This window comes from Nocardia sp. NPDC004415, from assembly GCF_053602435.1.
Genome location: NZ_JBSGDP010000014.1, coordinates 1 through 21,820, shown reverse-complemented (window position 1 = coordinate 21,820; position 21,820 = coordinate 1). Strand labels below are relative to the sequence as shown.

Sequence of the window (21,820 nt, the reverse complement as noted above, 5' to 3'; positions counted from 1 at the left end):
TGGTCGGGGAAGTCCGGATGGAGGAGGGGACATGACGTCAGGCGGCCCAGGGAACCAGTTCGGATATCCGCAGCAGCCGGGTCCGTACGGAACACCCCAGCCCGGCCCCTACGGTGCCCCCCAGCCCGGCCCCTACGGTGCCCCCCAGCCGTACCCGCAGCAACCAGGCCACTACGCGCCCTCCCCGCAACCTGCCCCCTATGGCGCACCGCAGCCCTACCAGCCCGCGCCCTACGGCGCACCGCAGCCGTACACCCAGCAGCCCTACGGCCAACCGAACCCCGGCCACTACGGCGCCCCGCAGCCGAATCACGCTGCCCCACAGCCTCCTTCGCCCGCCGGGCCCGAAGAAGGCCCCGCGGTCCAGGCCTACCGCGCCGCAGTAGCCCAGCACATGAGCATGGGCGGCCTCCAGGTGAGCCAGAACTGGCTGGGCCCCGTCTGGTCCACGATCGGCATCGGCGCCGTCATCAAAAGCTCCCTCAACCCCATCGAACTGGCCGTCTGCGTCGGCTACGCCGGCGAAATCTCCCCCGCCACCGTCGCCGGCTTCACCCGCCAGGTAGACGAATTCGCCCGCTCCATCCGCCGCCCCAGCGCCTTCGCCGTCAAAGGCGGCGCCTGCGCGGTAGCCGCCCTCATCTCCGAACGAGTCCACCCCGCAGCCATCCCCGCCGTCACCAACAAACCCATGAGCTTCGGCACGGTAGTAGTCCCCGCCCTCATCGACCTCACCGCCCGCCACCTCCTCATCGCCCAAAACACCCCGATGATCGGCATGGCCCTCTGGGGCAGCGTGAAAGGTAAGGCCCGCCTCTACCTCCCCGAACCCCGAGCTGTTCTAGGCTGAAGACTCTAGTTTCGGCGAGAGAAGTGATGCACGGATCGGACCATTTGAACCGCTGATCGTCTCGACGTCGGCCGGGCGAAATACGGAGCGTATCTCTCGTTCTCGACAGCGGCGAGTATTCCGCGATCGCCGGCCGATCGTGGGTATCCTTTTCCATCGTAGAGCTACACGCTGGGAGCTGACTTGGTGGGAGGAACCCCCGGTTATAAACTCGAATCGAATAGCTGGTGCACGCAACCAGGCTGTCGACTCGACCAGATTTCAGTGCCAGGCATTTGATTCGATCACAGCGCGACTCGTCTATCCCCGAGAGCTGGAGTACTTCCATCGATTGAGAACGGTTGGCCAGATCAATCGTCATCGTTTCGAAAAGCGCAGCCATATTCGCCGCGAATACGCTGAAGAATCTAATCGATATGTAGGTCGGACCGGGAGGCCTGTCAAAACTGCGCAACCAATTCTGATAGAGATAAATTGTAGCACCATGGCCTGAACTTGAATCCAAATTACATCGGCAAATGCCCGTCTATCCGCGTGAACTCTGGATAATCTGAAGGGGGTTGTCATACCGGTTCCAAACACGTGCTGACCTGTTACAACGGATTTCCACTCGTTGTCGAGCTCTCCTTGGCCTACCTCGACGACCACCTGATGCTTGAGCCCGTGATCTCTGTGTGCCATCGGACCCTCGTATGTTCATCGCCTATTGTTTATACGCCGCAGCTGGGCGTCGCCCCATGGTCGGCGTAATTATAGTGCCCGCCAAACTTATTCGCTTGCTGTATCCCGCACCGTCCAAGCTCTATCCAGGTGGGCGAATAGCGAGTCGAAATCAGATATTGCAATTTCACAGAACTCTGGATCGAGTTCCGATATTTTCAGCGGAAGCTCTGAGTGATTTATGTCGAGCTGGGGAGCGAACTCTGTCGGCACCCGACACGGTTGAATCATCCAGTTCCTTCGTCGATTGTTTTCTACACACCAAGCCACAGGGCCTCTGTATGATACAACGCCATATCGAACTAATTCGCTAGTATTGCTTTCCTCTAACTTGTATCGCCATACAACAAAAGGGGGCGTTCGGCGCTTATTGTATTTATCGTAGCCCAAATCTATTCGCGCCCATTCTACTTCTCCGAGCTTTGAGAGGATTCTCAACACGTTGAAGCTCGGTGACTGATCCGGCGGCGCGGCTGTCATCGCCAGCTCATTCCGGGATTTAGGCTCCTCATGACACTCTGATAGTCTCCGAGTGGAATTGGGGTCTGGGAGAGTCGGGGGTCGTACGCGTACCGGCCGTCAGTGTACACCTCGTGGAATACGTACTGCTCCATGATTCTCCCCCCGTTTTCGGGTGTGGTCAGAGTGGTGCCCTGCGCGGGCTCATATCTAATAATACGCCCTTCGCCATCTGTTTGCCGCAACATCCATTCGGCGATTTCCGAGCAATCTGTCATCGGGTCATAGTTCCGATTCATGAGGTCGTCTAGCCGACTGTCCGTCGGGTGGTTTGGGTTAGGTGATCGGAATCGATACGCGCCGTCCTCGTCCCGACAGGGCGTTAGGCCTAATGGATCTGTCCATGTGAGGGGATTGTGTGGGTAGGTATTTGGGTTTGGTGAGGGTGCGAGACCGAGGGGGTCCTGGGTCAGGTACCGGCCGGTATCGGGGTCGTAATAGCGGTGGTGGTTGTAATGTAATCCCGTCTCGGAGTCGTATTGTTGGCCTTGGAAACGGTGGGGAGCCTCCGGACCAACCCATGTCATGAGCCCCCATAGGCTCGTGGTCGTCGTCGATTCGATCTCGCCGGTCGCAGGCTCCGACAGATGAGTTGGGGCGCCCTGGATATTCGTGACTATCACCCGGAATTTGTTATCATCCGCTTGGGTGAGAGGAACGTTAGTTGTGGGGTGGTTTGTCCAGGTTCGGGTTCGTGTGGTGGATGCTGTTGTGCTCGATTGCTCGGTGAGATGAAGGCCATCCCAGGTGAAGAGCATACGGGCGCCGCTGTCTTGGTGAAACTTCGTGGTTCTCCGACCGAATGAGTCGTACGTGTAAGCCCATATCGTCTTGTCGGGAGTGGTAACCTCGACGAGTTGATCGAAGGCGTTGTAGCGGTAGTGCCAGACAGTAGGTTTGCGCGAGACCCGGGTCTTATCTTTGCGGATAAGACGGCCAGCAACGTCGTAATGGTAGCGAATACGGCCAACGCGGATCAGGAGGTTATTTCGGTATTCCGATCTGGAACCTTCGGAGTGACCCTGGATATGGGGATGCGAGGGTACTGTCTGGTCGGGAACCTGAGCAGCGGTGATGTTTGATAGGGCGTCGTAGGAGTATCGCTCGGTTATGGCTAGGTTAGGGATTGTGATGTGAGTGATCCGGCCGATCACGTCGAGGGTGTAGTCCCGGCGGCGGTTGGTGGTCGGCGTTGTGATGGCGTGGCTGGTGATGTAGCCGTCTGAGCGCCAGTTGTAGTCATCGCGCTCGAGAAGCCGGGTGGGTGCACTGCTGTCGGGGTCTAGTTGGACGAGTTCGCGGCGCAGGGTGTGTCCGGCGGGGCTGTAGGTGTTGTGTTGGCCGATACCGGTGGTGTGCCAGCTGTTCTGGCGGCCCAGCAGGTCGTGGGTGAAGTCGAAGCGGTGGCCGTGGGTGGTGGCGGACGATACTTGACCGGTAACGGTGTGTTCATAGGTGGTCGTAGCTCCGCTCGGCGTCGTGTAGCCAGTTCTGCGGCCATGGTTGTCGTGGACGTAGGCCGTGGTGCGCCCGTCAACGTGTTGTGCCTGAAGCCTGCCCGCGGGTGTTCGGTCGAAGGTGACAGTGTGGGTCGTGGTGTCGTCGACGCCATTTCGGGCGGTGATTAGCTGCCCGGTTGGGGTGTAGGTGTTGGTGATCCATTCACCGGTGTCGGTGCTGACTCCGGTGAACCGGCCCAGGATGTCGAAGCTAAAGCGGCGTTGGACACCGGTCGGAGTGGTGATAACAGTCGGCCGGTTTAGCAAGTCGTAGCTGGACCGGGTGATCGCACCGTTGTAATCGGTTTCGACACTCACGTTGCCGATGACGTCGTATTCGTACGTCCAAGTGTCGCCGAGAGGGTTGGTGACCGTGACAAGGCGGCGTTGGGTGTCGTACGTGTATGCCGTGACGGTGCCGTCCGGGGCCACTTTGTTAGCAAGAAGGTCAAAGCTGCCGTAGGTGTAGCGGGTTACGGCGCCGATCTGGTTGGTATGGGCGAGTAGATTGGCTTCACCGTCATAGGTCCAGAACTGCGTCGCGCCCTCGGGGTCGGTGTGGGTGAGTAGGTTTCCTTCGACCGAGTACTGGTGTGTGTTGATGTTGCCGAGAGGGTCGGTAACTGCAGTGGGGCGGCCGAACACATCGCGGTCGATGTGAGTGATCGCGTTGTGGGGTTTGGTGATTCGGATCGGCAGGCCCGCATCATCAACCTCGATGAGGGTTGTGGCCCCGGTGGAGAGGGTGATCGATGCCGGTGCGCCGCAACGGTGGTGGGTGTAGGTGGTGGCGATGCCGTCGGCGTCGGTGACGCTGGTCAGGTTGCCGTGCTCGTCGTAGGTGCGGGCGATGGTCGAGCCGTCGACGTCGGTGACCAGGGACGGGCGGTGGGGTGCGGCGTAGCCGATGGTGATCGATTGCTGGTCCGGACGGCGGAGCAGGATCAGGTCGCCGTCGTCGTTGTAGAGGTAGATCGTGGTGTTGGCGTAGGCGTCTACGTGGCGGACCGGTTGGCGGTATTCGTTGTAGTCGGTCAGGGTGCTCGCGCCGCGGGGGTCGATGGTGTTGCGCAGGCACAGTTCTTCGTCGAATTCGAAGATGGTGGTGGCGCCGAGGGAATTCGTGTGATGGGTGCGGGTGCGGTTGAATCCGGGGACGTCCTCGTAGGCGAGGGTGGCCGAGAGGATTCCGTCGGTGCCGACCTGTTCGACGACGCGGCCGGAGGGGTCGTAGGTGTTGATCATTTCGGTGCCGCGGGAATCGCGCCAGGACAGCATGCGCGCGTCACTGTCGTAGCGGTACTGGGTCATGGCTCCGACACCGTTGATGACGGAGGTGAGGTTGCCTGCGGTGTAACCGAATTCGCGGACGCGGGTCGCGACGGGGGTGCCGTCGGATGCTGTTCCGGTGACGGTGAGTGTAGTGATGCGCCCGTCGGCGGTATCGATCTCGACGCGGTAGCCGCCGGTGTGAGTGATGTGGGCGGGGGTGCCGTCACCGTTGTAGTGGAAGCGGATCTGGTTGTGGTGGCGGTCGGTGATCTCGGTGATGGCGTAGTTGCCGAGTTGGGTGTCCAGGCCGGCCAGGGCGGGGTCGGGGTGGAAGCCCCAGGTGATCTCGCGTTCGGGGTCGTGGACGTGGTAGCCACCGGCTTCGGTGCGGGTCAGTGTCGCACGGATGCCCTTGTGCACGGGGCGGACCGGGACGTCGGGGGCGGTGTGGGGGAATTGCCAGAGTTCACCGTCGGGGCCGACGAATTTCACGCCGACCTGATCGACGACCACACGCATGTCCAGCGTCGCCGCCCAGGACGGGCCGAACCAGCGGCCGAACCGGTAGGACGAGCGGTGGCGGCGGGTCAGGACCAGCGCCAGGACACCGGGCAGGCTCACGTCGGTTTCGGGGAGGAGGAACTCGCCGGTCGCGGCGTCGACGGGGTCGCCGCAATCGATGGTTTGTTTGGTGGTTTTGTTCGCCTCCGGTGACCCGGTTTCCTTCTGGTTGGGTAGTTGGTTGTCGGTGTTGGCGGTGACGGTCGGATTGTTGGCCGGTTTGGTTTCCGGTGTCGTTGCGCTCGGGGTATCGGGGGTGGTGCCGGGGTCTTTGACCGTCGACGGAGTTGTCGGGGAATCGGTTTGTTTGACGTTCGACGGTGTTGTCGGGGAGTCGCTGTTCTTGGTGTTGGCGGGTTTGGTGGTGGTGATGTCGTCGGTGGTCTTGCCGCCTTTGGACGGGGTTTTCTTGAATGCTTTGGCGATGTCGCCGAAGGCGTTCTTCAACTGTTTGAGCAGTGGCTTGAGTTTGGCCATGGTTTTGGCCAGGCGGGAGAACAGTTTCGAGATCATCGCGACGGTCTTGGCGATGTAGGCGGTGGCTTGGACCGCGATCACGGGGGTGGCCAAGCCGAGGGAGAAGATGGCTTCGGCGGCCCAGACGGCGAGGCGGCCGACGGTTTGGGCGACCAGGTCGCGCACGGTTTCGCGGACCGCGGCGACGACACCGCCGGCGAGGCGGATCGCCGAGGCTGCGGTGGTGGCCGCGGTGTTGGCGGCGGTGAGCAGGTTGGTGGTGTTGGCGGCGGCGTTCTTGTAGGCGGTGGCGGTTTGGCCGGTCCAGTCGGCGACATCGGTGGTGACCGCTTGGTTTTGGGCGGTGGCGACTTCGCTGATGCGGGCCGCGACGTTGTCCCAGGTTTTGGCGTAGGCCTCGATCTGGGCGGGGTCGCCGGCGATCCAGTCCAGGGCGTCTTGCAGGGGTTGGCAGTGTTCGATCAGCCAGCCGACGCCGTAGGCGGCCAGGGTGCCCAGGGGGTCGACGACCAGTGATACGGCTTCGGCGGCCAGGCCGACCACGCCGAGGCCGACGTCGATCCAGGAGCCGCCGGAGATGGCGTCGGACAGGTCGGTGACCGAGGAGACCAGGCTGATTCCGGTGGACCAGTCGGTGGTGTCTTCTTTGGTGGCGATCAGGGGGTTGGCGGCCATCAGATGCCGGATTCCTGGGACTTCAGGGCGGCGGCGTTGGTGGTGTCGCGGGAGGTGAACGCGTCGGCGACCGCGGTGAGGTTCGAGCTGGTGTCACCAAAGGCGGTGATCGCGGCCTGGATGGCGTCGATGCCGTCGGTTTCGACGGAATCGACGAACAGGGGGCCGAGGAAGGCGCACAGTTTGCCGAAGGCGTCGGAGGGGGCCGAGACGGCTTGGGCGGCTTCCAAGGCTTCGGTCAATCCGGAACCAGCCGATGTGACGTTGGTGGCGTGGGTTTTGATCTGGTCGGGGGAGATGTTGATTTCCCCGGCACCGCCTGCACTTGTCATCGTTGTCCCACCCCCGGTGAAGCCCTGTGCCACCGGGTCGGAGATGCTCGCGACCTGCGGTGTCGATTCTGATCGGACCGGTCGTCGGCGCGGTGCGAGCCGGTGCGGACGATCGGTGGCACTTGGTGCCAGTCGCTCAGCGTAGCGGAATCGGGGGGCGGTTTCCGGTGTGGGGAATTCGACGGAACCTCGAGGAGGAACTGTGCGTCCAAGAGTGGTGAGCGTGGTGGGATGCGGGGGTCGTCAGCATCCCGGTCGATGAAGTTGAAGGGCGACGCTCCGTGGTCGTCCAAGCGTGCATGGGGTGCGCGTCTATCCGTGCACGTCGATATCGGCCAGGCGTGCGTGGAACCTTCGGCCAAGTGTGCATACAGCGCGCTGAACTGCAATGATAGCCTGATGACCTCAGAATCGATTATCGCTCGAAATGTGCGCACCAACGTCAGCGAATCGCTGGATGACACGCGAGTGGTGGCGATTGCGGGTGCTCGGCAGGCGGGGAAGAGCACCCTGGCGCGCATCGTCGCTGCGCAGCGGGAGCCCGTCCGTGCGTTGACACTCGATGATCCGGTCACCCTGCGGGCGGCGCTCGAGGACCCGACCGGGCTCATCGAGCACGAGGGGCTGCTGGTCATCGACGAGGTGCAGCGTGCTCCGGGGTTGTTCTTGCCGATCAAAGCCGACGTGGATATCGATAGCCGGCCAGGCCGATACCTCCTCACAGGGTCCGCGCAGATACTGGCGCTGAAGGATCTGCCCGACGCACTGCCCGGTCGGATGGAGACGATCGAGCTGTGGCCGTTCTCCCAAGGCGAGCTGGAGAACGGTCCCGATCGGTTCGTCGATGCTGCGTTCGAACTCGGGCCGCGGTTGGGTCGTGACTCTGCGCTGAAACGGCGCGACTACCTCGACCGGGCAGTGGTCGGTGGTTTTCCGGAAGCGGTGCGGCGCACTGAGCGCCGGCGCGCGGCGTTCTTCGAGAACTACCTCGACACGCTCATCAAGCGTGATGTCAGCGAACTCGTCGCCGTCGAACGCCCCACTCAGGTGCGCAAGCTGCTCCAGCTGCTCGCCGCACGTGCCGGTGGTCTGCTGGTCCCTGGAACCCTGGCGGGGGACCTCGAAGTTCATCGCACCACGGTTGCCCGGTACCTGGGTTTACTCGAGGCGGTGTTTCTGATCAAGTCGATTCCCGCGTGGTCCGGCGGGCCGGCCTATCGCGCCACGGGCACGCCCAAACTGGCGTTCGTCGACACCGGAATCCTCGGTCACCTACTGGGCCAGAGCCCGAGCCGCCTCGCGGACCCCGGCGGGGCGGCCGGCACGGTCCTGGAGAACTTCGTGCTGATGGAGTTGGCACGGCAACTCACCTGGAACAGCGAGCGAGTCACACTGTGGCACTACAGGAACAAGGACAAGGTGGAGGTCGACGCCGTTCTCGAAGCGGCCGATGGACGAGTCGTTGGTATCGAGGTGAAGGCCGCTTCGACGCTGCAACGTCGGGACTTCTCTGGTCTGCATCATCTGGCCGCCCGGCTCGGTGATCGCTTCGTCGCAGGCTACGTTCTCTACACCGGCCAGCACTCGCTGCCCTTCGGTGACCGGCTCAGGGCGCTTCCGATCGATGCGCTCTGGCACTGTGCTCCTTGATGTCTTCCGCCTCGGCCGGATTGTGGAGATTCGGGAGGTTCTGTGGGTGGGGGTCGCGGTGTATTCTTGGCGCCGAACTGCGGTGCGCCGGGGGCGCAGTGGCGGGGGTTCGGCTTGCGGTGGTGGATGCCGCGCAGGCGCGGATGGGGATCTGAGGAGATTCGTGCGGAACGGTCGAGTACTGGGTGCGGCGCTTGCCGGGGTCTGTCTGCTGGGTGTCGTGGGATGTGACGAGACGGTCGACGGGACCGCTACCGCACCGACTACGACCGTGCGCGACATCGACGAGATCGAGGTCTACAACCCGTGCACGGAGCTGAGTGCTGACGTGCTGCGGGCTACGGGGGTGGATCCGGCGTCGAAGCGGACGGTGACGGATCCGCCGTCGGGGCCGGCGAGTTGGCGGGTGTGTTCGTGGTATCCGGCGGGGGATCCGTACGTTCTCACTGTTGCCTCTTCCAGCCACACGATCGACGAAACGCGTGCCAAGGAATCTGTCACCGTTCTTCGTGACACAACGGTGGGCGGTCGGTCGGGCATAGTCTTCCGCGAGAAGTCGAACCCGGACGGATGCTATGTGGCATTCCCTGCCGAGCAGGGGATGTTCGAGGTCTACGCGTCGTGGCTGTCCAACGGGGCGAAGGACGTGGACTCTTGCGCGCTCGCCGCACGGCACGCCGATGATCTCGAGCCGCATCTTCCTGAGTAGAACACGTCACCTTGACTGATAGTGAGTGGGGGCTGCACGCCGATGGCTGATGGACTCGATAAGGACATCGCACAGTGGAAAACGTTGAAGCAGCAAGCAATTGCTGGCGAGTTCAGCATGGAGAACGGTATCGGTGAGGCGCTTCGGGCGGCGTGTGCCACTTATGCGGGCAAGCTCGAGAAGTTGAAGGAAGACGCTCGCTTTCTCGAACACCTGACCGGATACGGGGGGTTCCCCTCGGCCGATGTCTTGAAGCAGAAGTTTCAGAACAAAGCCGTCAACGGTGAAGCCGACAACACGACGGACTCTGCTGTGAAGCGACTTACTCAGCACATGGAAATCGCAGAACTCATGCGTGACACCTACGCCGCCGCGATCGGCAAACTCAAGGACTCCGACCAGAAGAGCGGCACCCAGCTCGGTCAGAAGGAAGGGGAGATCTGATGGTCTTCCCGTTCGCGGTGGCCCTCCCCGCCATCATCACCATCGGTGGCGCCAAGGTCTACGACAACTACTCCCAGTCCTCCGAGAACGCCGATCAGCAGAAGTCGCGGAATCAGGACGCGAACAACGAGTTCGGGAACGACAAGCAGGTCATCAGTACCGAGCGGTCGATGTTGCAGGGGCGCTTCGACGGGCAGTACGCCGGGAAGAAGGTCGCCGACCACGAAGACTTCGATCAGTGGTCGCATCAGGACATCTGGGATGCGTTGCAGGGCAACAACGGTAAGCCTGCCGTGAAGGCCAGCGACATCAACTCCGGTGCCAACGGGTGGCGGCGGCTCGACGAGGGGGAGGGTGGTAACGGCGGGATGCGGGAGGCCGTCAGTACTTTCCGCAAAGAAGTCGACCGTGCCATTCAGGATCACTGGCAGGGCAAGTCGGCCACGGCGGCGATGGAGAGTACGCGTGCCTACGGGACCGAGGCCGAGAAGCTCGCGCTGACCTTCGAGATGGTGGCCAACAGCATCGATCTGCTCGAAACGGCTCTGGGACACGCGAAAACGGCTGTCGGTGAACCGGAGGACGTGTCCGCCTTCGACAAGGCGGTCGCGATGATTCCGGGTACGGGGCTGCTGAAGACGGCGAAGTACCGGGCCGATGAGTCGTCGAAGGCGGCGCAGGAGGTGATGAAGACCGTGTACCAGCCTGTCGCGAAGGATGTCGACGAGCACACGCCGGTCCTCGCGCCTGCCGTGAGCACCTTCAAGTCCGATACGACCGATCCGGGCGGCGACAAGCCGAACAGCAAGGGCACCGACGATCCGTCGGACACCGACAAGCCGAAGACGACGACCACCCCGGAGACGCCGACCACCCCGTCCGGGACGGACCCGGAAGACACCGATCCCGACGACACGGACGACACCGACGATCCGGAAGACACCGAGACCGAGACCCCGGAGACCACCGACCCGGACACCACCACGCCCGCGGGCACGACCCCGGACACCACGACACCGGCGGGTGTCACGCCGAGCACGCCCGGTGGCGGATCGCCACTGGGCACCGGTGGTAGTCCCGGCGGCGGGTCGCCGGGTGGAACGCCGAGCGGGACACCCGCGGGCACCCCGGTCGCCGGAGTGCCCGGCCAACCGGCAGGCACGGGTGCGGCGGCGCGCGGTGGCGCAGGCACGAGCAGCGGTCGCAACGGTATGCCGGGCATGGGCGGTATGGGTGCCGGTGGCGCGCGCGGCAAGGGTGACGACGACAGCGAGCACAAGATTCCCGACTACCTCATCCAGGATCGCGAGACCGAACTGCTCGGCGTGCAGCCGCGCGTGCTGCCGCCGGGTGGGGTGATCGGCGAATGACCGGGTCGACCTGGCAGATGGAAGGTCTCACCTTCACCATCGCCCTCGAAGCGCTCGGCCGCGACCGGCTGCCCTATCCGCTGAGCTGGTTCCCGCGCGATCTGGAGTTTCCCGGCGACCTCGAACGCAGTCGCGCCACCGCCGCACAGCGCCTCGCAGGACGGTTCGACGAGACGCTCTACAGCGCGCTCGCGGTGCTGCTCGAACCGGAGCTGCGGATCGAGGTGTACGGGTTCTACGGGCCGGACCAGTCACAGGTGGTCCGGATCCATGCCGGAATCACCGGGCACACCGCCACTTTGGCTGTGCAGCGACCCGGCCCCACCCGCGAGTACGGCACCGACATCACGGTGAGCACCCATCAGTCGCATCGGATCGCGGCCGAGGTGATCGCCAGGGTGCCCAGGCTCTCGGCGGGGACGCACCGGCCGTTCCACGGACGGCGCAGCGATATGGAGCAGCAGACCTACGGGCGTCATCCCACCCGGCTCTCGCCGGTCGAGGAGATGCAGCGGTTCTTCCGGCGCGAACGCATCGGGATGGGGGAGATCACGGTGCTGCCCGGCTTCGCCCTCGACTCCAAGCCCACCGACGACGGTCGCGCCTTCCTCTGGCTCGACTACCCGAACGACGGCCGCTACCTGCTGCACGAGCTCAGCGCGGACGACATCTCCATCGCCCCCGGCCCGCCCGACGAATTGCTGCGGCAGCTCCAGGAGCGGATCGACGCCACGATGCGCGCGCTGCGTCCGGCTCCGCGCGACACCTACTACGACGACGAGGACGATCCGGAAGCGGAGTACTTCCAGCGTAAGAGCTGGTTGGTGTGATCGAGCGGTGAGACTGCCCCAGGCCGGGTCGTGGATGTTGCGCAGAGCGTTGTCGGAGTTCGTGGCGGGGTGGGAACAGCCGTGCCGGGAGGATTCTTCCTACGCGTAGGGGCCAGTATGTCGTCGAGCCGGCCTTGCGGAGTGACTCCACCGCGTGAGCTGTTGTCTGCATGGCCAATCGGCTTGTGGCACGTCGTGTCTGCCCCGGACCGGTTGTTGGTCGGCGTCGAGCCCGCTCTTGCGAAGGACGGTATTGGTCGCTAGCGTGACTTCCTGAACACAGTGTGGGGAACGGGGGAAACATGGCTGCCGCAACAGATCTCGGACTCGATCTGATGCCACTCAGGGGTTTCGACGACGTCGGCCGACAGGGCGCGATGGTATGGATGAGACCGGTCTGACGTTTCCGTGCTGAGTCTTAGTCATGCCGAGGACTGCGGCCGAAGATCTGAGGCCATGTTGTGGGTAGGGTCGGCCGCAGCTGGGAGACGTCGGCTACCGGTCGCACGTCAGTGACTGTGATGAAATCATTTCTGAAATTCATGCTGTTTGGAGAGGGCGAGGTATGGGTGTATTGAGCGAGGGAAGCTTCCTTTTTGACTCAGATCGTACTGCTGAGCTCAAGAATTCGCTGTCGCAGGTGTTTGCGGAGCTGTATTCGGTTACCGCGAATGATTCCGATAAGTCGGAGACTCCTTCTGGATTGAGCGGAACAAGCGTCGCCCAGGCTTGTACCGATGCGACGTCTGCCGTAGGTAATGTCTCGTTCCGATTGGGGCTGAGTATGGTTACGCTCGGGACCAAGGTCAATACCGTGATCGAAGAGCTCTCGGCGCTCGACATGAAGCGCACGCAGGACACCGAGAATCTGGCGGAGGAACTAGGATGAAATTCACCGTCTCGCAAGCGCAATCCCTGGATATCGGCGCCATAGGTCTGCAAGCAGATCTCTGGGAGTCGCAGTCGCTGGCTATCTCCCGGACTGTCGAGAATCAGAACAAGTCTGTTGATGGATCGCAGGAATTCTGGCAAGGTGCCTCTGGTTCGGGATTCAGGAACGCATTTGTTCCGCTGTATCAGAACGGTACAGATCTGCACTCCGCCCTGTCGGAGGGCTCGGCGGCCGCGCGGTTGGCGGCTACCAACCTGCAAGCCGCTCAGACGTCATTGAACTCGGCTGTGCAAGCAGCGCAGGCAAATGGGTACGAAGTTGCCGACGACGGCACTGCAAGCGTCTCTCAGAAATCGCAGCAGGTATTGCTGGCGAGTGCATCGGACGCCGATCAGATCAGCGCGGGACTGTCGGCGCTCAAGCAGGAGACCGACTTCCACACCCAGGCTATCCAGGCTGCTCTCGGGGAGCTGTCGAACCAGGATGAGGCTGCACGTCAATCTATTGATGATGCATTCTCCGGAATAAAATCCATCAATCAAGGACAGCAAAACTACACCGGCGAAGATGCTGGGGACAATGAAAAACGGGTGTGTGCGACCAATCCTGTCGACTGTGCAAAAATCTACGACAGCGGAGCGTACCTGCCGGTGCCGCGCGATGAGTCGGAGAAGTATTTTCCGAGTAGCGAAGGTTATACAGGTGCCGATGATCGCCGCGATGCCTGTCGGCATTGCATCTGGATGGCGATGATGACGTCGGACGCCAACGAGGACTTTGCGAGGCAAATGGCCGATGCGCATGAACAGGACTCGCCGGCAGGCAGCGGCGATGCTGCATACGATGCGGCTTCGAAGAAGATGGATTTGTACAACAATGAGACCGGCATCGCGGTAGGGCTTCGGCACGACGGAGACACCACTGCCATTATCAATGAGTGCGTCACCCTCGCGCGCAATGCGAAGAAGGTCTCGATGTCGGATATTCCCGATGCTTCGCAGAATGGAAGCAAGAACTCGCTGGTCTTCTATACCGGTCCAGAGTGATGTACACAATACCGGGAGAATTGCAGATGGCGCCACGAGATGATAGCACAGCTGGAGTTCGGGTGGAGGGCAACCGTGGAGTTGGTGCTCGCGTCGTAGGGTCTGCCTTGCAGGTTGTTGCCGGTCTTATCGGCGGCGGGCTCGGTTCGTGGCTTTGTCTGCTCGGGGCACTGCAGATCGAAATCGCTGTAGACAAAGGACTACCCTTCGAGTTGGATGTTTGGCTCCTGCCGATGGTAATTCCGGTTCTTGTCAGCGTCGTGCTATGGCTGAAAATTCCGAGATTTCGGATCGCCTGGATTTCTTCGATAGTGGGCTGTCTTGTTACAAGCGGCTTCTTCTCCTTGCTCCTCCTCTCGCTGTGACGAGCGATTCCCGGACGATTCGTCCGCTGACAACCGCCGGGCAGAACCTGCAAGAGACACTTACGGATGCTTGTGGTGTGGCCGAGTCGACGGATGGATCTGTCGCTATGACTGTTTCCGCAGATGGTCTGATTCGCGACATCAGGGTGTCTGGACACAGCGCAGCTCTGGCGGCGCGGGATATCGCTCCGCTGCTGGTGGAGTTACACAGTGCAGCACACGACCGCGCCGTTGAGATGGTTCGAGGAGCTCTTCGCGGACTTGCGCCGAGCTCAGAACACGACGCCGATGGCGTCACCAATCCGGACTTGACGGTGGCGGAAAGCGATAAGCATGCTGAAATGGCTCCGGTCCGGCAAAAGGATGTGCCGCAGCGCGTGATCGACGCTGACGACGAGTACTACCGCGAACGTCGTTCGAAAGGTTGGCTCGTTGGATAGTGGCGACGGTGAGTCAGTCTCGTGACAAGGAGAGAACGGCGGCATGGTGGACGGCAGTACCGACTCTGGCCATATCGAGCGGCTGCAACGAGCACTGTCCGAAGCCCGCGGATACGCCAGTAGCGACGATGGCTCAGTGAAGGTCGAAGTCGGAGCCAATGGATCCCTCTATGGAATCCATCTGTCCGAAGGCGGTGGTGTCCGGACAGCGCGTGAGCTCGCAGCGATGATTGCTGACCTGCACCGTGTGGCCGCTGGTGACGCCGCGGTTGCCATCAGCGATGCATTGACAGCACTCGGAAACAGTGCTCCAGTGCAACCAGAACCTCCGAGGCCGGGCCCTCGCTCATCGCAGTCGCCGAGTGATGAAGGAGCGCCCCGTATGCGCGCTCGTGGAACCCGGCGGCACTCACCGAAAACTCGACCGACAGCCGAGTGGGTTGATGGGAGGGCACCTGTACGAGATGGTAGGCGAGCGGAAGTCGCCCCCGCGCCCGAAGTCGTTGTTCCAGCGCGAGATCCTTTCACGCCGTGGGGCGAGCCCGCATCGGATCCACGTGGCGGGATCGAAGCCCTTCTGCCGGAGGATGATTCGCTCGACTTCCTGAACATGCATTGCGACTGGTCCGAGCTGTCGTAGCCGTGAGCCGGATATCAGCGAGACGGGATGTGCAACGTGGCTATGCTCCTGATGTTGCCAGCTCGGCGTCGCTGCAAGGGTCGGCGTCGAAGGCCGGGATGAGTGCCTCGGCCAGTGCTACATCGGGATCCGGGTGCCCGGTGATGGACGTTGGTGGTACACCTTTGGCGCCGAGACGGCTCGTCGGACAAGGCGGAGATTGGTCTCCCCTGCGATCCGCGTTCGGTCGTGAGTAGCCGGTATGCGCAGGGAGATAGGAGGTGATGGTGAGGATGGGACGCGACACGGCCGAACTGACGGGACGAGAGCGTGATTTCTTGGATGCCGCTCTCGCGAGCTGGGTGGGGATCTCCACACGGGCGCCGATTCCGGTTCGGGCGCTCGGGTATGCGGATCGGGAGGAGTTCTATCAGGATGTCGGCAGGTTGCGTGGAGCCGTTGCCGATAGTGAGCCGTTGCCGATAGTGAGCGGCTGTCGGAGATCGACACGGCCAAGGTGCTTTTTCTGAGTGAACTGGCGTTCGGGAGTGAACTGTTCGGTGCCGGTACCGAGTTCCGGATGGTGAGTACGCTGAGCTCGACGCGCCGCGAATCGAGTGAGGAGAACCGCCGGGTGATCGTCGTCCTGTCAGGATGACGGGTAGGGCCGTCTCGTGTATTCGTCTTCGGTGTAGAGGGCGAAGCCGGCGAGGCAGTAGTCGCGTTCCGGGAAGCCGAAGTTCAGGGTTCCCCACGGTTGCCAGGACGTCCATACATAGCGTTCCTCCAGGGAATGGCCGCGCGGCATGTTCGTCTTCTCGATGTCGGGGTAGTGCGTTTTCACCTCGTCGAGGCTGATACACGGGGGTTCGTCGATTTCCAGGTGGGTGAAGGCCCAGGTGCCGTCGGGGCGGCTGACACTGGTTACTTCCTCGATGGGGATGCCGCCGATGGCGACGACCGGGCCGATATCGCGGCGTCCGGTGCCTTCCAGACGGGTGTTGTAGAGCGCGTTGATCTTCTCGTTCGTCAGCGGAGCCTGGGCGGTGGTGGCACTGATCAGGCTCCAGAGATCGGTCGGCTGGATGGTGGTCGTTGCTTCGGGGGGCGCGTCGTCACCGGATGCGCAGCCGCTGATGGGCAGGGTGAGTGAAAGTGCAGCGCAGAAGACGATCTTCCTCATCGGCGGATCGCGCCGCATTGATCATGGTCGTGCATATTTCCCCGTTTCCCCCGTGGAACCTTCGTGCGTCACGCTAGCGGCGCCCACACGCTGACGCAACATGGAGCGATTCGGGCTCCGGGCTGCGATGAATATCGGTGGGGGTGGTCGTCTGTATTCGTAGACGATGGACCAACCGAGGAGAGTGTCATGGCTGCTACGTATACGTTCGATGTGTTTTCGAGTCTCGATGGGTTCGGTGGGGTGAGTGGGGGTGATTGGGGTGGTTATTGGGGGAAGCAGGGGCCGGAGTTGTTGGAGCATCGGCTTTCGTTGTATGGCGGGGAGCAGCGGATGGTGTTCGGGGCCAATACCTATCGGGCATTTCGGGAGATTCTGGCGTCCGGGGAGGAGTCGGTGCGGGATCCGTGGGTGACGAAGATGCGGAATCTGCCTGCGACGGTGGTGTCGACGACATTGCGTGGGCCGTTGGATTGGCCGGATGCGACGGTGGTGAGTGGGGATGCGGTGGATGTCGTCGCGCGGTTGAAGGAGGAATCGGGGGTGCCGTTGCGGTCGCATGGGAGTTTGTCGATGAATCGGGCGTTGCTGGCGGCGGGGTTGGTGGATCGGGTGCAGGTGACGATTTTCCCGGTGATCACGGGGAAGACGGGCGACGCTGCGATCTTCCGTGGGGCGGCGGATTTCGATCTCGAGTTGCTGGAGAGCCGGACGCTCGACGGTGATATCCAGGAACTCGTCTATCGGCCGACCCTGCATCCCTGATCGGCGGGTGGCAGGATGGCCAGGCGTGAGAACGGCGTCATCGCCCGACTGGCTCGGCCGGTATCGAGACGGGCAGCGGGAACAGGTCTGGCACGAACTGCGGCAGCTGGGCGCCACGATCCACGACACCGCATTTGCCGGGGAAGCGCTGCGGGTCTGTGACGAGATGGCGCTGCGGGCCCGGCGCAATATCGAGGTGATCGTCGAGCGGCTGACCGAGAGCGGCTACCGGTTTCACACCAATGACGACGACCAGGTGCCCGTGGTGCCGTTCATCCCGGCGACCGAGAACGCCGCCGAGCACGCGCGCTGGCTCGCGGAGCGGTTCGGTGCCGTGCCCATGACGCTGCTGTCGTGGGTGCGGCTGGTCGGGGACGTGTGGCTGGTCGGTACGCATCCGGACTGGCCGGAGTCGGCGTCGGGAGATCCGCTGGTGATCCAGGCCGAAGGGGCGCACTATCCCGAATCGTCGATCCGTGAATTCTTCGCCGAGGAGTACGACAGGTGGAGTGAGTGGGACTCGGGAACACGGTTCGTGCTGCCGCTCGCGCCGGATCGGCTGCACAAGGAGAACGTCAGTGGGGGAGAGCCGTATGGGATCGGGTTGCCGGACGGGTGTGTGGACGGGCTGTTCGTCGGCGAATCGACCATGCCGTTCGTGGCGTATCTGAATCGGGTGTTCGACCAGGGTGGGTTTCCCTGGCCGACGGGGTCGCCCGAGCAGTGGCGGGTGCGTCAGGCGCTCCGTGCGGACATGCTGCCCTTGTGATCGTTCGCTAGGCGCGCGGGGCGACCCAGAGGGCCTCGGCTACCGCGCAGAGGTCGCCGTCGCGGGTGGAGAGGGCGACGCCGACGGTGTGTTTGCGGCCTTCGTGGTGGATCGGCCAGGCGTGGGCGATGTAGTCGGTGCCCGCGGGGGCGGGGCGGAGCTGGGTGGCGGTGAGGGCGGCGGTGACGGCGCCCTTGGCCATGCCCTGGTGGACCCAGGCGGCGATGCCGCCGGGGCAGTCCAGGGCGGACCAGATGATTTCCGGGGGGAGATGGCCGGTGTCGTCGGCCAGGCCGGGGTCGGGAGTCCAGGCGGCGGCCATGAGCCGGCTGTCGGGGACGGCCCAGGGGAACAGGCGTAGTCCGTTGCCGGGGGTGCATTCGACGCCGCAGCCGAAGCAGTCGGTGACGGGGCGTTTCGGGCTGGTGAGGGCGACGTCGGTGGCGGCGCTCGCCGCGGCCCAGGAGGGGGCCGGTGGCGGAGTCAGGTCCAGGGTGGCGGGGGCGGCCTGGGCGAGGAGGGTGCCCTCGGCGTCGACGAGGACGGTGTGGCCGGGCTCGCCCGCGGACAGGGCGATCGGGGTGCCGACGGGGACGGCGCGGCGGAAATCGACGCGCACGGTCTCGGCGCCGGAGCGGCGGGCCAGCAGGCCGGCCACGTATCCGCCGAAGGCGACCCGGGGATAGCCGTGGATGTGATCGGGGAAGGTCACTGCCTCGGTTTGGATCATGCTGATGGACTCACCCTTCCGGCCGGTCGAACAGCCTCGACCATACCGAGTGCGTCGACGGCCACCGACCGGGCGGGTACCGCGCGGAAACGACGATGCCGGGCCCGCGACGGGGCCCGGCATCGGAACATTTCGGGGTCAGTCGTCCTCGTGGTCGAGCAGCAGGTCGGTGGCGGCGGCCTCGTCGATGACCCAGGTGGTGGAGTCGATGCCGACAGCACCCGCGGAGGGGACGTCGTCGGGGGAGGCGCCGTTGACGGCGGCGGCGACCGCGGCGGCCTTGCCGACACCGCTGACCACGAGCATGACGTGGCGGGAACGGTGGATCGCGGGCAGGGTCAGGCTGACCCGGGTCGGCGGCGGCTTCGGGCAGTCGTGCACGGCGACGACGTAGTCGGTCTGTTCGCGGATCGCGGGGGAGTGCGGGAACAGCGAGTCGATGTGGCCCTCGGGGCCCATGCCGAGGACGGTGAGGTCGAACTCGCCGCGCTCGTCGAGCTCGGTGTGGATGAGCTGGGCGTAGGCGGCGGCGGCCGCCTCGGGGGAGCCGTAGGTGCCGTCGGAGGCGGCGATCGGGAAGACGTGGGCCGGGTCGAGCGGGACGTGGTCCAGCAGGGCCTGGCGGGCCTGCAGTTCGTTGCGGTCGGCGTCGCCGTCGGGGACGAAACGCTCGTCGCCCCAGTAGACGTAGAGCTGGGACCAGTCGATGGCCCCGGGATTACGGCGGACACGTTCGAGCAGGCGGATGCCGTCGCTGCCGCCGGTCAGCGACACCGAGGCGGTGCCGCGTTCGGCCTGCGCGGCGACGATCACGTCGACGAAACGTTCGGCGGCGGCATCGGCGAGCTGGTCGGGGTCGTCGTGGACCTCGACGGTGTTGGCGGGGAACTCGGCGCCGAGCTCGTCGTGCACGTCGATGCGCTCACTCATAGGTCACCTTCTCGATTCCGGCGAGCGCCTCGGCGTAGATCTCGTCGGCGTCGAGACGCCGCAGTTCTTCGGCGAGGCAATCGCGAGTTTCCCGGCGCGCCAGCGCAATTCGCTGATCGGGTTCGCCGGTTCGGGTCAGCGTAGCGGTCCTTCCCAACTGCGGACGAGCGATGGCGATCGAATCGGAGCCGCGGTGCAACTCCACCCGCAGCTCACCCGTCTTGCGGACGACGGGACAACTCAGCCGCGCGGCCAGCCACCCGGCGAGGGTGTCGAGCGCGGGCTCCTCGGCCAGCCCCGACACCGTCACCGCGGTGACGGGAGCGAACGGCGGTTCGTCCAGCGCGGCGGCCAGCAGCGCGCGCCAGTAGGTGATCCGGCTCCACGCCAGATCGGTGTCGCCGGGCGCGTAGGAGTAGCGGCGCTTCTTGATGGCGGCCTGCGGATCGGGGGCGAAGGTGGCGTCGGTGATCCGGCGCTTGGCCAGCCTGCCCACCGAGTCTTGCGACGGGAATTCCGGGGCGCCGCGCGGCCACCACGCCACCACCGGGGTGTCGGGCAGCAGGAACGGGGTGACGACACTGCTCTCGTGGTTCACCAGCGGGCCCTGCAGCCGCAGCACGATGACCTCGGCCGCACCGGCGTCCCCGCCGACGCGGATCTGGGCATCGAGGCGGGTCTCGGCGTCGCGGTCGCCACGGGCCAGCACGATCACGCGGCAGGGGTGTTCGCGGCTGGCGTCGTTGGCGGCGTCGATCGCGTCCTCGGCCTCGGAGGAGTCCAGGGTGCAGACCACGAGGGTGAGCACGCGACCCTGGGTGATCACGCCGTTGGTCTCGCGCAGCTGCACCATGCGTTTGGCGACGGCGATGGTGTCGGTGTCGGGCATGTCGACGATCACGGGCGCCGCCATTCCCGCCCGCTGCGCGCGAGCATCTCGTCGGCCGAGACAGGACCCCAGGTGCCCGCCTCGTAGGGTTCGGGTTTGCCCTCGGCGGCCCAGTGCGCGAGCACGGGATCGAGGATGCGCCAGGACAATTCGACCTCGGCGTTGACCGGGAACAGCGACGGCACCCCGAGCAGCACGTCGAGGATGAGCCGCTCGTAGGCCTCGGGGGAGGACTCGGTGAACGCCTCGCCGTAGCTGAAGTCCATGTTCACATCGCGCACTTCCATGCTCGACCCGGGGACCTTGGAGCCGAAGCGCAGGGTGATGCCCTCGTCCGGCTGAACCCGGATGACCAGGGCGTTCTGGCCGAGTTCCTCGGTCATGGTCTGGTCGAAGGGCAGGTGCGGGGCGCGCTTGAACACCACGGCGATCTCGGTGACCCGGCGGCCCAGGCGTTTGCCGGTGCGCAGGTAGAACGGCACACCCGCCCAGCGGCGGTTCTCCACGTGCAGGGTGATGGCGGCGTAGGTCTCGGTGCGCGACTGGGGGTCGAAACCCTCTTCCTCGTGCAGTCCGACGACGTGCTCGCTGCCCTGCCAGCCCTCGGTGTACTGGCCGCGCGCGGTGGTCTCGTCCAGGGGTTCGACGAGTTTGGTGGCCGAGAGGGCCTTGATCTTCTCGGCGGTGAGCTGCATCGGCTCGAAGGAGGTGGGCTCCTCCATGACGGTGAGTGCCAGCAGTTGCAGCAGGTGGTTCTGGATGACGTCGCGGGCGGCGCCGATGCCGTCGTAATAGCCCGCGCGACCGCCCAGGCCGATGTCCTCGGCCATCGTGATCTGCACGCTGTCGACGTAGTTGGCGTTCCAGATCGGTTCGTAGAGCTCGTTGGCGAAGCGCAGCGCCAGGATGTTCTGCACCGTCTCCTTGCCGAGGTAGTGGTCGATGCGGAAGACCTGCTCCTCGGGGAACACCCGGTTGACCAGGGCGTTGAGTTCCTTGGCGCTGTCGAGATCGTGGCCGAAGGGCTTCTCGATCACCACCCGGCGCCACGGCAGGTAGCCGTCGGGGGCGGTGTCGGCGGGCTTGGCCAGGCCGTGTTCGGAGAGCTGGTCGAGCACCACCGGGAACATGTTCGGCGGGATCGACAGGTAGAAGGCGTAATTGCCGCCGGTGCCGCGTTCGGCGTCGAGCGTGCGCAGGGTCTCGGCGAGGGTGGCGAAGGCGACATCGTCGTCGAAGCTGCCCTGGACGAACCGCAGCCCTTCCATCAGGCGGTCCCAGACC

Annotated in this window: 18 protein-coding genes; 11 read left to right on the top strand and 7 right to left on the bottom strand. The window is 64.0% G+C overall.

Features of this window, described 5'->3' with window-relative positions:
* Positions 1-31 precede the first annotated feature (31 nt).
* Complete coding sequence (locus ACWEMY_RS09420) at positions 32-850, top strand: hypothetical protein (protein ID WP_452389609.1); 819 nt, start codon at positions 32-34, stop codon at positions 848-850.
* A gap of 1,196 nt (positions 851-2,046) precedes the next feature.
* On the opposite strand, the gene ACWEMY_RS09415 is transcribed toward ACWEMY_RS09420, so the two are convergent.
* A complete protein-coding gene (locus ACWEMY_RS09415; protein ID WP_452389608.1) occupies positions 2,047-6,573 on the bottom strand; it encodes an RHS repeat-associated core domain-containing protein in 4,527 nt (1,508 codons plus the stop codon).
* Complete coding sequence (locus ACWEMY_RS09410) at positions 6,573-6,905, bottom strand: type VII secretion target (RefSeq protein ID WP_452389607.1); 333 nt, start codon at positions 6,903-6,905, stop codon at positions 6,573-6,575. Before ACWEMY_RS09410 ends, ACWEMY_RS09415 begins: the two co-directional genes overlap by 1 nt.
* Positions 6,906-7,163: 258 nt before the next feature.
* Between ACWEMY_RS09410 and ACWEMY_RS09405 the strand changes: the two genes are divergently transcribed.
* From ACWEMY_RS09405 to ACWEMY_RS09370, 8 genes are all read left to right on the top strand, one after another.
* The gene (locus ACWEMY_RS09405; RefSeq protein WP_452389606.1) at positions 7,164-8,555 is read left to right on the top strand and encodes an ATP-binding protein; all 1,392 of its coding nucleotides are present in this window, start codon (positions 7,164-7,166) and stop codon (positions 8,553-8,555) included.
* Between the two features lie 163 nt (positions 8,556-8,718).
* Positions 8,719-9,264, top strand: a complete 546-nt coding sequence (locus ACWEMY_RS09400; RefSeq protein WP_452389605.1) for a DUF3558 domain-containing protein — start codon at positions 8,719-8,721, stop codon at positions 9,262-9,264.
* A gap of 42 nt (positions 9,265-9,306) precedes the next feature.
* On the top strand, positions 9,307-9,708 hold the full coding sequence (locus ACWEMY_RS09395) for a hypothetical protein (RefSeq protein WP_452389604.1): 402 nt from the start codon (positions 9,307-9,309) through the stop codon (positions 9,706-9,708).
* On the top strand, positions 9,708-11,078 hold the full coding sequence (locus ACWEMY_RS09390) for a hypothetical protein (RefSeq protein ID WP_452389603.1): 1,371 nt from the start codon (positions 9,708-9,710) through the stop codon (positions 11,076-11,078). The genes ACWEMY_RS09395 and ACWEMY_RS09390 overlap by 1 nt, the downstream gene beginning before the upstream one ends.
* Positions 11,075-11,908: an ESX secretion-associated protein EspG gene (locus ACWEMY_RS09385; protein WP_452389602.1), complete on the top strand. Its 834-nt coding sequence runs from the start codon at positions 11,075-11,077 to the stop codon at positions 11,906-11,908. Before ACWEMY_RS09390 ends, ACWEMY_RS09385 begins: the two co-directional genes overlap by 4 nt.
* A 565-nt stretch (positions 11,909-12,473) precedes the next feature.
* Positions 12,474-12,797 carry a hypothetical protein gene (locus tag ACWEMY_RS09380; protein ID WP_452389601.1) on the top strand — a complete coding sequence of 108 codons (324 nt, stop codon included), beginning with the start codon at positions 12,474-12,476 and terminating at the stop codon, positions 12,795-12,797.
* Positions 12,794-13,846 (top strand): DUF6973 domain-containing protein, encoded by a 1,053-nt coding sequence (locus ACWEMY_RS09375; RefSeq protein ID WP_452389600.1) that lies wholly within the window; start codon positions 12,794-12,796, stop codon positions 13,844-13,846. The genes ACWEMY_RS09380 and ACWEMY_RS09375 overlap by 4 nt, the downstream gene beginning before the upstream one ends.
* A 265-nt stretch (positions 13,847-14,111) precedes the next feature.
* On the top strand, positions 14,112-14,651 hold the full coding sequence (locus ACWEMY_RS09370) for a YbaB/EbfC family nucleoid-associated protein (protein ID WP_452389599.1): 540 nt from the start codon (positions 14,112-14,114) through the stop codon (positions 14,649-14,651).
* A 1,268-nt stretch (positions 14,652-15,919) separates the two neighbouring features.
* Here the strand turns inward: ACWEMY_RS09370 and ACWEMY_RS09365 are convergent.
* Entirely contained in the window at positions 15,920-16,453 is a 534-nt protein-coding gene (locus ACWEMY_RS09365) for a hypothetical protein (RefSeq protein ID WP_452389598.1), read from the bottom strand.
* Positions 16,454-16,642: 189 nt separating this feature from the next.
* Between ACWEMY_RS09365 and ACWEMY_RS09360 the strand changes: the two genes are divergently transcribed.
* Both ACWEMY_RS09360 and ACWEMY_RS09355 read left to right on the top strand, forming a co-directional pair.
* A complete protein-coding gene (locus tag ACWEMY_RS09360) occupies positions 16,643-17,218 on the top strand; it encodes a dihydrofolate reductase family protein (protein ID WP_452389597.1) in 576 nt (191 codons plus the stop codon).
* A gap of 25 nt (positions 17,219-17,243) precedes the next feature.
* Complete coding sequence (locus ACWEMY_RS09355; protein ID WP_452389596.1) at positions 17,244-17,987, top strand: hypothetical protein; 744 nt, start codon at positions 17,244-17,246, stop codon at positions 17,985-17,987.
* Between the two features lie 7 nt (positions 17,988-17,994).
* Here ACWEMY_RS09355 and ACWEMY_RS09350 read toward each other — a convergent pair whose 3' ends face one another.
* From ACWEMY_RS09350 to zwf, 4 genes are all read right to left on the bottom strand, one after another.
* Positions 17,995-18,717 (bottom strand): PaaI family thioesterase, encoded by a 723-nt coding sequence (locus ACWEMY_RS09350; RefSeq protein ID WP_452389595.1) that lies wholly within the window; start codon positions 18,715-18,717, stop codon positions 17,995-17,997.
* Between the two features lie 138 nt (positions 18,718-18,855).
* Entirely contained in the window at positions 18,856-19,647 is a 792-nt protein-coding gene (pgl, locus tag ACWEMY_RS09345) for a 6-phosphogluconolactonase (RefSeq protein ID WP_452389594.1), read from the bottom strand.
* Entirely contained in the window at positions 19,640-20,548 is a 909-nt protein-coding gene (opcA, locus tag ACWEMY_RS09340) for a glucose-6-phosphate dehydrogenase assembly protein OpcA (RefSeq protein WP_452389593.1), read from the bottom strand. Before opcA ends, pgl begins: the two co-directional genes overlap by 8 nt.
* Positions 20,545-21,820: glucose-6-phosphate dehydrogenase (gene zwf / locus ACWEMY_RS09335; protein ID WP_452389592.1), on the bottom strand; the 1,276-nt coding region annotated here is incomplete at its 5' end. The genes opcA and zwf, both read right to left, overlap by 4 nt.